8 protein-coding genes are annotated in these 11,639 nt (G+C 52.1%); 5 read left to right on the forward strand and 3 right to left on the reverse strand.

Annotation, left to right across the window (positions count from 1 at the left end):
* Nucleotides 1–3 precede the first annotated feature (3 nt).
* Both L2097_RS23490 and yjdP read left to right on the forward strand, forming a co-directional pair.
* Entirely contained in the window at nucleotides 4–2,319 is a 2,316-nt protein-coding gene (locus L2097_RS23490) for an ATP-binding protein (RefSeq protein WP_250353775.1), read from the forward strand.
* A 91-nt stretch (nucleotides 2,320–2,410) separates the two neighbouring features.
* A complete protein-coding gene (yjdP, locus tag L2097_RS23495; RefSeq protein ID WP_047372137.1) occupies nucleotides 2,411–2,731 on the forward strand; it encodes a DDRRRQL repeat protein YjdP in 321 nt (106 codons plus the stop codon).
* A gap of 23 nt (nucleotides 2,732–2,754) precedes the next feature.
* On the opposite strand, the gene L2097_RS23500 is transcribed toward yjdP, so the two are convergent.
* Nucleotides 2,755–3,090, reverse strand: a complete 336-nt coding sequence (locus tag L2097_RS23500; RefSeq protein WP_039077861.1) for a zinc ribbon domain-containing protein YjdM — start codon at nucleotides 3,088–3,090, stop codon at nucleotides 2,755–2,757.
* A 612-nt stretch (nucleotides 3,091–3,702) separates the two neighbouring features.
* Here L2097_RS23500 and crfC point away from each other — a divergent pair.
* Together crfC and L2097_RS23510 are read left to right on the forward strand one after the other, a co-directional pair.
* Nucleotides 3,703–6,048 carry a clamp-binding protein CrfC gene (gene crfC, locus L2097_RS23505; RefSeq protein ID WP_250353776.1) on the forward strand — a complete coding sequence of 782 codons (2,346 nt, stop codon included), beginning with the start codon at nucleotides 3,703–3,705 and terminating at the stop codon, nucleotides 6,046–6,048.
* Nucleotides 6,049–6,050: 2 nt separating this feature from the next.
* The gene (locus L2097_RS23510) at nucleotides 6,051–6,932 is read left to right on the forward strand and encodes a diguanylate cyclase regulator RdcB family protein (protein ID WP_085005867.1); all 882 of its coding nucleotides are present in this window, start codon (nucleotides 6,051–6,053) and stop codon (nucleotides 6,930–6,932) included.
* Between the two features lie 115 nt (nucleotides 6,933–7,047).
* On the opposite strand, the gene kdgT is transcribed toward L2097_RS23510, so the two are convergent.
* Nucleotides 7,048–8,046 (reverse strand): 2-keto-3-deoxygluconate transporter, encoded by a 999-nt coding sequence (gene kdgT, locus L2097_RS23515; protein WP_250353777.1) that lies wholly within the window; start codon nucleotides 8,044–8,046, stop codon nucleotides 7,048–7,050.
* Nucleotides 8,047–8,729: 683 nt separating this feature from the next.
* Here kdgT and proP point away from each other — a divergent pair.
* The gene (gene proP, locus L2097_RS23520) at nucleotides 8,730–10,232 is read left to right on the forward strand and encodes a glycine betaine/L-proline transporter ProP (protein ID WP_047372133.1); all 1,503 of its coding nucleotides are present in this window, start codon (nucleotides 8,730–8,732) and stop codon (nucleotides 10,230–10,232) included.
* Between the two features lie 34 nt (nucleotides 10,233–10,266).
* Here proP and L2097_RS23525 read toward each other — a convergent pair whose 3' ends face one another.
* Nucleotides 10,267–11,223 carry a nickel/cobalt transporter gene (locus tag L2097_RS23525; RefSeq protein WP_047372132.1) on the reverse strand — a complete coding sequence of 319 codons (957 nt, stop codon included), beginning with the start codon at nucleotides 11,221–11,223 and terminating at the stop codon, nucleotides 10,267–10,269.
* Between the last annotated feature and the right edge of the window lie 416 nt (nucleotides 11,224–11,639).

Here is an 11,639-nt window from a genome sequence, read left to right on the forward strand (position 1 = left end):
AAAATGGATATATGGCAATGGTACAACCAATATGAAAGGGATCTTCATGCTGCAGGCCAACCCTATATTACCGATCATTTGAATAAATTAATTAACGCCATTTGTGACGTTAAGCCTGATGTGAGCGAAGCGTTACTGCCGGAGGCGCGATCATTTAAGAAGACAGCGGGGAATCCCTGGCTTGAGGTGTTCATTGGCCATTGGGAGATGCGCCATCGACTGGGCATGGGAGAAGGTGAGACAGCGCTGGGTGATGCGGTGACTTTCTTTGAACGGGCCCATCAACCGGATGCTATTGCGTGCCCCCAATCCGTTTGTGTTACTCAGGATCTCAGCGATTGCTACGGCAATATCGACGGCCCGGGCTGGGCGGATGAACGTATTGCCGTGTGTCAGGAAACAATGGAACGTATTACGCCGTTATGGAGCTGCTTCCAGTGTTTATCGGACGAGCAATTCTGCGCCATGGTCGATAAAGGCGAAACGCAGCAGGCGCTGGATTACATTCGGGGGCAGATAAAAAAAGTGCGTGATGCAGGGGAGCCTGATGTCACTGGCCTGCTGGAAAACGAAGCCGAAGCATTGATTTACTTAGGGCGTTATGAAGACGCGCTGGCGGTGATTGAACCCCTCTGCGCGCCTGAGGAACTGGAAGGCTGCGCCGAACAGATACGGCTTACGCGCACGATGATCCGCGCGGAAGCCTATGCCTGTATGGGACGGCTGGATGACGCCTGCAACAGTCTGATCCACTGGAAGCAACTGCAAACACGCGGCGTCGTCCGTTGGGTGAGGATTATTGACCAGCTTTGCCGCCATGATGCGTCTTATAACAACTGGCAGACGGGCGTGTCGTTACAGCAAATCCTGGAGCAGCGTATCGCCCGACAGGCCTGGCGGGCAGCAATAGATACCGCGATAGTGCATATTCGTCTGGCGCTGGCGCGCAACGCGACCTGGATTGCCCGCCGGGCGTTAGGGCAGGCAAAAGCTTGTTTGCCGCGTTTACGTAAACAAATGGGCGCCGATCGCGCTCTGGCGGAACTTGAACGCGACATTGCCGGCAAAGAACAAGACGTGCTGCTCCCGGTTCCTGCTGAGGAGCTGTATGAGTGGCTTGAAGAGCGCAGTAAACAAAACGAGGGGCGTGACCCTGAACAAGAGGCGGAATGGCTGAAACTGGCGGCCATGCAGTTGCCTGATAATGAACAACTGGTTGCGCTGGCGTCATCCGCACTGGAGGCTTGCCATGCCGCTGATGAAGCCATCGCGCTGTTGCAAACCTGGCGGTTACGCCATCCACAGAGTGAGTCCCCTCTGCTGTTCGAGTTGCTGGGCGTGTTGCTACGTACGCGGCGGTTCGATGAGATATTAGCCCTCGCTAAGGACTATCGCGAGACGCTCCCCCACGTCGCGTACTGGTTCGAAATGCAGGTCGCCTTTGGTAATGAGGATTGGGCGGCGCTGGAAACCCTGAGTGAGTCGATGCTCAATACGCCAGAAGGTAGCAGTAAGATTGCTCCGTTGTTGATGGCGAGCCGTGCGGCAATGAAACTGCGCGCCAGCGAGCGGGCTATCCCACGTCTTCAGCGTGCTATTGCGATGCTTGAGGCGCAGGAACAAGAGACTAACAATGTGCTGTGGGATCTGATCACGGCGGCGAGTATTCAGGAGGAGTGGGCGCTGGTGCGTGAGGCCGGAACGAAGCTGGGAATGAAATTCGAAAGCGAAGACGGCCCCATTGAAGAAAACTGGGGAGCTGTGCGGCTACGTTTCAGGGAAGAGCACGACTATGTTTACTACCTTGCTCAGCGTACCGGGCCTGCCACGGCCAGAGTCTTCCAGCCAGCCTGGCCGAAAGCGCAGCAGCATTTAGGCGACAGCGTGGTCTTTGATGTCGAACTGCTCAATACCCCTCCGGAAGATGAAGCCGAGCGGGAATATTTTATCGGTCTCTATGACGTTGTCGAAATCATTGAAGAAGGCAGCTATGCCCCATCATGGTTTGTAGATGGCGTTTATCCGGGCGAGGAGATGTTTGATCAGTTTGAGAAAAAAGTGCGCGAATTTGGTGGGCAAGTGTGGGTGAGCAGCGAAGCGGATTATGAAATAACCGATCGCGAACATCCTGAGCATCCGCTGCCAGGCGTGTATTTTAATCTGGCTACGCCGTTATCGATGCTGCCGCAGGAAGTGGACAGTATGTTGCTCACGCTTACGCGTGACTGGCCGCATCCGGTGCACTGGCTTAGCGTCGCCGCTAAAGGTGGGCTGGATGAACAGCGCCATCGGCAGATCATTGACCGCTATGGTTTGTAAGCGGCTAACCGACGTAGTTTGAGATTCCTCCGCTACTCGTGAGAATGGCGCTTGATTAACGTAAAGCCAGCCCACTATTGAGACTGGCTTTATGAAACGTTACGCAATCTTGCTGTTTATCAGCGCACTCTCTCTTACCAGCCATATTGCCCGTGCTGATATTGTCGATGATGCCATCGGCAATATTCAGCGGGCCATCAATGATGCCTATCACCCCAGCGATAGCCGTAACGACGATGATCGGCAGTATGATGACGATCGCCGCCGTAGTGACGAGCAGAGCAGACGCTATGAAGACCGGCGCAGACAGCTTGAAGACCGACGCCGCCAGCTCGATGACCGGCAGCGTCAGCTCGATCAGGAGCGTCGTCAACTGGATGACGAGGAGCGCCGACTGGAAGATGAGTTCTAATCCGCAGGCGTGTAGAACGACAATCAGTTCTTTTTAACAAACTCGGATTTCAACTTCATTGGGCCAAATCCGTCGATTTTGCAGTCAATGTTATGATCGCCTTCGACCAGACGGATATTCTTCACTTTCGTGCCGATTTTCAGCATGGAAGAACTTCCTTTTACTTTCAGATCTTTAATGACAGTGACGCTGTCGCCGTCGGCCAGTAAATTGCCGTTGGCATCTTTGACAATCAATTCGTCGCTTTCGGCAGCTGCTTCGTTGTCATTCCATTCATGGGCGCATTCCGGGCAGATGAACATGCCATTATCTTCATAAGCGTATTCAGAATTGCATTTCGGGCAGTTTGGCAGTTGCATGGGTTATCCTCGAAAAAGTACATATGATGCTGGAAACAGGCCAGCGAAAAAGGCGGTTTATGCCAGAAAAGTCCGCGATTATACATCAAGTCCGTATAATTACTGTTGCTATTCTTTTTTTCAGAAAAAGATAAAAAAGGTGATGCAGGTGACATAACCTGTCATTACCTTAGGCGATGCTAAGCTCAGGTGATGAGAGAAAAAAGCTTATGTATGATATTTAGAATATTTTCCTCGGGAAATTGCTACCCATTGCCAATTCAGATAAGGTGAGGTGACGCAACCGGTGTGAATAATTAGCAAACAGTCATGTCAGCAGCGTCTTCTGACGAAGACAGTTAATTACCTCGCAAATTGGGGGGGTAAATAAATGACGATATATCCTGGTCGTTCTTGAAAATGAGCTACGCTCTCTATCTCTCGGGCTTTTTATGTCCGGGACGGCGCGCTCTGTCATTCTCTACCGAGAAATTACATTTTTCCTGATTCCCATCAGGCATTTATCTTCTATAAGATATTTTCCACACGTAATTATAAAAGCCGAAACTTCACAAATAAAAACATCGCGGCTTAATAAAAGTAAGAAATTTGCGTTAAGGAAAGACTTTTATCATGCACACACAGACAATTTTCGAATTAAGCCAGGAAGCAGAGAGGTTGTTACAACTCTCCTTGCATAATCTGCAGGCGCTCAAATCCCTGCCGATTGCAACGCTTAATGAGGCGGCTTCCAGCAAAGCAGATAACGCAAATGTACTGCCATTACATTTTAGCGCTCGCGGCATTGAGACGCAGCAAGCCACTCTGCACAACGAATTACGGAAAATCACCCGACTGGAGATGGTACTTGCGATTGTCGGGACGATGAAAGCAGGTAAGTCGACCACAATCAACGCGATTGTGGGTACTGAGGTTTTGCCTAATCGCAACCGCCCTATGACGGCGCTACCGACACTGATTCGCCACACACCGGGCCAGAAAGAGCCTGTACTTCATTTCGCCCATGTCGGGCCAATCGATACGTTGACCCAGCAACTCCAGACGCGGCTTTATACCTATGACCGTGAAAAGCTGGCGCAAAAGCTCGAAATCGATAAGGACATGAGCGCCCTGCTCGAACGCATCGCTAAAGGAGATGCATTCGACAAACATTATCTGGGCGCACAGCCCATTTTTCATTGTTTAAAGAGCCTTAACGACCTGGTGCGTCTGTCCAGAGCGCTGGATGTTGATTTTCCCTTCTCGGCTTATGCCTCTATAGAGAATATCCCGGTTATTGAAGTGGAATTTGTTCACCTGGCGGGTCTTGAAAACGACCTGGGGCAATTGACGCTGCTTGATACCCCAGGGCCAAACGAAGCGGGACAGCCGCATCTGCACAAAATGCTTAATGAGCAACTGGCGCGCGCGTCTGCGGTACTGGCGGTGATGGATTACACCCAGCTTAAGTCGATCTCTGATGAAGAGGTACGCCACGCCATTTCCGCTGTTGGGCGCTCTGTTCCGCTGTATGCGCTGGTGAATAAGTTCGATCAAAAAGACCGTAATAGCGATGACGAAGAACAGGTACGGGCGCTGATCGCCGGGACGTTAATGAAAGGGTATATCAACCCGACGCAGATTTTTCCCGTCTCTTCGATGTGGGGCTATCTGGCTAACCGCGCCCGCCATGAAATCAAACAGCAGGGGAAATTACCCGACCCGGAAGAACAGCGCTGGGTGCAGGATTTTGCCGAAGCGGCGCTGGGCAGACGCTGGAGAATGGCCGACCTGGATGACGTTGAGCATATTCATCACGCCGCCGACCTGCTGTGGGAAGACTCGCTGTTTGAGCAACCGATTCGCAAGTTGCTGCATGCCGCACACGCCAACGCGTCGCTGTATGCGCTGCGTTCGGCGTCGCATAAGCTGCTTAATTACGCCCAGAGCGCCCGGGAATATCTTGACTTCCGCTACCAGGGGCTGACAGTTGCGTTTGAGAACCTTGAGCACAATATCACACGCCTTGAAGAAGATATGACGCTACTGAAAAATTGTCAGGAGCGCGTCAGCGATGAGATTGATCATGAGGTGGATGAAGCGCTGGCGGCGGCGGACGTGTTCATTCATGGCCAGCAACTGGAAATTATTGAAGTCATTAACGCCTGGTTTAGCGATGGCAGGATGATGGAAATGGCCAGCGAAAGTCAGGCCGACCTGCGTCTTGATTCGGGATTTTCGCCAGGCCAACTGGTGCTGGAAGATGAAGGGCAGGCGCAGATTGTCCTGAGTAAAATGCGCTCCTCCTGCGAAGCGATTTTTGTCACCGCGCAGGAGAAGATCAGTCGCGAACTGGCGATGCGTTTTGACCAACTGGAAAATACCCTGGCCCGCTCACTCAATGATGCGATGCGCCCGATTGAGATGCGCATTAAAGAAGAGCTCAGCCACGCTGGTTTCCGGGCTCGTATCAGTTTCCCGGCATTCCAGGCAAGCGCACTCAACTTTAATACTCGCCAGCTTTTTACCAATGCGATCGCGCCGGAAGATACCCCGGCAGGGCAGGCGCCACGTAGCGGAAGCGTACGTGAAACGGTTTCGCGCTGGCTAAATAATCCGAGCTGGGGTTGGGATGATTATGTGGTGACCCGTACACGCTATGTCATTGATGTGGCGTCATTGCATAACAAGCTTGTCCAGCATGTTGCTAATTTTTGTGAACAAATTCGTAAAGCTTTGGCTGCTCAGGTCGATGTTTCTGTTACGGCGGGTATGGCGACGTTCTTTGCCGAGTTCTCACTCAGTCTGGCAGGGCTACAAGATAGTTTGCGTGACAGTCTCGCGATTCGTCAGCAAAACGAATCATCAGTGTTAGCATTGCGTCAGCACCTGAAACACTGCATCAAGACTGCTAACTGGATTCAAGAAGATGCACGTCTTTTACGCGATGATATACAAACACTATTCGCAGCAGAGTAATTATGAAAAATCGACTACTGGAAGGGCCTGGGCGAACGCTTGAGTGCATTCATCCGAAGTTCATTGTGGATTTAGTGCAGGGTGCTGATGCGCCTCGCCAGAGTCAGATTGTGCCCCAACAGCAGTTGTTTCGTGAAAGACTGACCCAGGAAGTGATGGCGCAAACCCAACTGCGTCCGTGGGCCATGTCCGGCGTATTAAATGAGAATGACTCGTTACGTCTGGGGCTGGCGGAAAAGCTGGCCAGCATGCTCGATCCCGGCCATCTTGCGCTCACGCGCATCACCCAGCGCCTGGTCGCACTGCAACAGGCTGAGCAGCGCCGTCCTGCGACCAGCACGCCTGGTAATCAGCAGCAATATGATGAATTAATTGAGCATTTTAGCCAACGAGCGAACTGGAAAGAGAAGGCGCTCGGTCAGCGTGGTTTAACGGTCCAGGCGGGAAATCACAGCGAACAAATTTTTACTCGCTGGCGGGCCGGGAATTACAACGGCTGGTCGATGGCGGGCCGCTGCTATGTTGCGCTGGAAGAGTTGCGCTGGGGCGCTTTTGGCGACGCCTGCCGTCTGGCGAGCAGCGAGGTGGCTTCTATGCTCAAAGATAACCTGCGTACGATGGCTTCTGATTTTCTGGCGCAGGGTATCAATGCTGCGCCAGCCACACGGCATTTTTATCACCAGTGGCTGACAACGCCCGCGACACCGGGCCTGATGGATTATAAAGATCTGCTGGGCTGGCTTGGCGACTGGTGCGATGCGGAGCGCCACCCCATTTGCTGGTCGGTGACCCAAAGCTGGCAGACGGTAGCGTTAGGTATGCCCAGGCTGTGTTCGGCGTCGCGCTTAGCCAGCGCCATGGTGGATGAGATTTTCGGTGAGTAAAAAGATGTGCCCTGCAATTAACCAATGTTGATAACCAATGTTGATGGCTAATTGCAGGACATAGCTACAAACAGGTTAAAAAGCGGCCCCCGGCGTATATCGTCGGGGGCTTTTTTTAATGATTGAGCGAGGCGGCGGGTTTGTCTGCCGCTTTTATCGTTTCTGGAACCTCGCCAAAGCGTCTGGCGTAGAGCGCGGTGATGATGGGCACCAGAATCGCCGTCACAATGACGCTCGCTGCCACCAGCGCCGTTGCGGAGGCGGCTACCGGTTCAAACGCCGGGTTAATCTGGGCGATGATCACCGGGTTTGCTACCGCAGCGCCTGCCGCAGAAGAGGCGGCGACACCCGCCGTACCATTACCACCACCAATGACTTTGTCAGCAATAATCAGCGGAATACCTGTGATGATGATAACCGCGATACCCAATACGATACCCAGCAGACCGGTGTCGAGAATGACTTTCAGGTTAATGGTATTACCCAGCGCGAAGCCGAAGAACGGGATCAGTACCGGTGTGGCTTTACTAAAGAATGCACGCAGGTCGTGGTCGAGGTTGCCCAGCGCAAAGCCAATCAGGAACGGCAGCACCGCCCCGATAAAGTGATGCGGTTCGAAGGATGCCAGGCCTGCGGATCCCAGAATGACCATGGTCATCAGTGGGCCGGATTCCAGCGACATCAGCACGAATGCGCCGGATTCTTCTTTCGTGCCGTACTGGTTCATCAGGCTGGCATACAGGCCACCGTTGGTCATATCCATCGCCGAAACGATAGCCAGTACAGAGATGCCAGCGAAGAAACCGGTCTGAATACCGCCTTCCGGAATAAACGTGGCGGCGATCATCGCCACAACCCAGGCAACGGCGATTTTTGTCAGTACCAGCGTGCCGGATTTACGTAAGACCGTGCCGGTCGCGCGTAAATCAATTGACGCGCCGATACAGAAGAACCAAACGGCGAGAACAGGTACCGTACCTGTGATCATGCCTTTGGTAAAAGAACCGAAATACGCGCCTGTATTAGGAGCCAGCGTATTTAAAATTGCCCCAAGCAGCAAAGGTATTAACATCATCCCACCGGGGATGCGTTCAATGGTGGCTTTGATTTTCATTATAAATCCTCATATCTCATCATGTACCATGACCGAGAAACTAAAAACTTGATATTCAATGAGTTAAACCTTCCTGGTTTGACTTTATTTAATACCTGGCGCCGTTAATCCTTCACGGGAAGCACCGTCGTTATCATTCTCTGGTTTGTGTCTGGGCGTATGATGCGATCATTGGAATATTGATTCAATGAAAATAAAACAGTGTTTTAGTTATCTTCATCACATATTCCGTGTAAAGATTTATATGTGAACAATTAAATAACTTTGCGTTACGAACTTTCTTATGAAAGGCAGTCCAATACAGCTAGCAGAATAATAATCACGGGGGTTATGGCGCATTTTTATGAATAATGCTCTGGGACATTTTATAAGTTAAAAACACATTTTCTCGTTAAGTAAAACGCAGTTTCGAAGGAAAGTGAGGTGGATTGCTAAAATTGTGTTTGTCATCACAGGGTAATTTTGTGTGAAGTTGATCACGTTTTTAAACCCTGTTAGGGTAAAAGGCGGTTAAACAATGCTCTGCCAGGCGTCAACAGGTTCGGTTGTACAGGCTGTAACCAGCCAGTGTAAGTAAACCTGCTACGCTTGAACAAGGTAAGTCGGCATGCACGGCTTAATACGCGCAATCCTGCTATGGCTATCCATTGCGCGGTTCAGGGCGAAAGTCAAAAGAGGACATCATGTTAAAAAGGAAGAAAGTTAAACCTATTACACTTCGCGATGTAACCATCATTGATGACGGGAAGTTGCGAAAAGCGATAACTGCCGCTTCACTCGGTAACGCGATGGAATGGTTTGATTTTGGCGTATATGGCTTCGTGGCTTACGCGCTGGGTAAAGTGTTTTTCCCGGAAGCCAACCCCAGTGTGCAAATGATTGCCGCACTGGCAACCTTCTCCGTCCCGTTCCTTATTCGCCCGTTGGGTGGTCTGTTTTTCGGGATGCTGGGCGATAAATATGGCCGGCAGAAAATCCTCGCCATCACCATTGTGATTATGTCCGTCAGTACATTCTGTATCGGGCTTATTCCTTCGTATGCCACCATCGGTATTTGGGCACCTGTTCTGCTGTTGCTGTGTAAAATGGCACAAGGGTTCTCTGTGGGCGGGGAATACACCGGCGCATCGATTTTCGTGGCGGAATACTCCCCGGACCGTCGGCGCGGTTTTCTGGGCAGTTGGCTTGATTTTGGTTCTATAGCGGGCTTTGTTATCGGTGCGGGCGTTGTCGTGCTGATATCTACGGTCGTTGGTGAAGAGAACTTCCTCAGTTGGGGCTGGCGTATTCCCTTCTTCCTCGCGTTGCCTCTGGGGATTATTGGCCTTTATCTTCGTCATGCGCTCGAAGAGACCCCTGCGTTTCAACAGCATGTGGATAAACTGGAGCAGGGCGATCGCGAAGGGCTACAAAACGGCCCGAAAGTCTCTTTTAAAGAGATTGCGACAAAGCACTGGCGCAGTTTGCTGATCTGTATCGGTATGGTCATTGCGACCAACGTGACCTATTACATGTTGCTGACGTACATGCCGAGCTATCTGTCGCATAATCTGAATTATTCAGAAGACCACGGCGTGCTGATTATTATCGCGATTATGGTCGGTATGCTGTTTGTGCAGCCTGTCATGGGCTTACTCAGCGACCGTTTTGGCCGCCGTCCGTTTATTATTCTGGGGAGCGTGGCGCTGTTTGCGCTGTCCATCCCGGCGTTTATCTTGATTAACAGCAACGTGACGGGGCTGATTTTCGCGGGGTTGCTGATGCTGGCCGTGATCCTCAACTGCTTCATTGGCGTGATGGCATCGACATTGCCGGCAATGTTCCCGACCCATATTCGTTATAGCGCACTGGCGAGCGCCTTTAACATTTCGGTACTGGTTGCTGGCCTGACCCCGACGCTGGCCGCCTGGTTGGTTGAAAGCACGCAGAACCTGATGATGCCAGCGTATTATCTGATGGTTGTTGCAGTGATTGGCCTCGTTACGGGCCTTACGATGAAGGAGACGGCGAACCGCCCATTAAAAGGGGCGACGCCTGCGGCATCCGATATCCAGGAGGCGAAAGAAATTCTGCGCGAGCATCACGATAATATTGAACAGAAAATCGAAGATATCGACGCGGAAATTGCTGAACTACAGGCGAAGCGCTCACGCCTCGTCGATCAGCACCCACGGATTAACGAGTAACCGATACAGCCCGGTCATGTACCGGGCTTTTTTATCAGCAGCCCGCCGCAATATAATCACCGCCAGGGCTTACCGGAACAACGGTTAAGAATAACACCACGGCAAACAGAATCAGCGCCAGGCCGCCGACGATGTTGAGCATCGGTATCAGCCATGGCATGCTGCCGCCCTCCTGACCGAAAAAGGCGGCAGTACGGTTACGGGCATAGCGCACTGCCAGTGACAGACCCATAATCGACATAGCGGTGCCAAATGCCATCGTCATGACTGCCGCAATCCCCCAGCTCACAATGCCCAGCGCGTTTGAAAAGAGCAAAATCATGATTGCGCCGCTACAGGGGCGTGCGCCAATGGCAAGTATGACGCCCAGCCGGGTTTTCCAGTCGCCCGACATATTGATTCCCACCCCGTGATTCCCGCAGCCGCATTCGTCATAATGCGTATGAGGCAACGGCCTCATGGCAGTGATGTTCATTTTCTGTGGTTTGAGGGTTTTTATCGCCTTGAAGATTAGCCAGATGCCAAACCCGCCAACCATAATTGCGCTGATTTTCTCGACGTACCAACGACTTTCACTGAGATCGCCGGAGGCGAGGTTAAAACCCACTGCGAGGATAAAGACAAAAAGAATCGCACTCACACCCTGCATCAGACTGCCAAGAAAAGGGATGACGCGGGCGGCGGTTTGGCTCTCCTGGTTGGTAGTTAGGTAGGTTGTGACGATAAATTTTCCGTGACCCGGCCCAACCGCATGTAACACGCCATAGAAGAACGAACCGGTCAGTAGCCATAGCCCCCCGGCATACTGATGGTTATTCAGTTGCAGCAGGTACATCACCAGATAGCGGTGCAGCGTAATCTGGGTTGCCAGACACCACTGGATAAAGGCGTTCCAGTGCGTATGCAGAGCGAAGGCTGCGGCCAGCAACAATATTACTGCCACGATGGCGCCAGGCAGACGCCATTGACGGGTAAGCGTTTGGGTTGTCATAAGCTTTAGAGGGATGGTTAAAGCATGACCGCAGTATAGGTGCTGCTCAGGGGGAGCTCCAGCCTGATGGGGGGAGATTCGTTACCAGACGTAAGTACGGGATAAAAAGGCCTGCCGGGCTATTGAGCGAGGCAGGCCCCGAAGGGGTGAGCCGCTTGCGGCGAATAATCGAACGGTATTCGATGCAGAGTCCGGTTGCAGAAAAGCAAAAACCCAGCCATAGGCTGGGTTCTCTGAATAAGTGGTGCCCGGACTCGGACTAACGCCGAAGGCGTTGAACAGCGCGCTTGTCGCGCTGGCCCCGGAGGGGTGAGCCGCTTGCGGCGAATAATCGAACGGAGTTCGATGGAGAGTCCGGTTGCAGAAAAGCAAAAACCCAGCCATAGGCTGGGTTCTCTGAATAAGTGGTGCCCGGA

Source organism: Citrobacter sp. MNAZ 1397 (assembly GCF_023613995.1).
In the GTDB taxonomy this organism is placed as follows: domain Bacteria; phylum Pseudomonadota; class Gammaproteobacteria; order Enterobacterales; family Enterobacteriaceae; genus Phytobacter; species Phytobacter ursingii.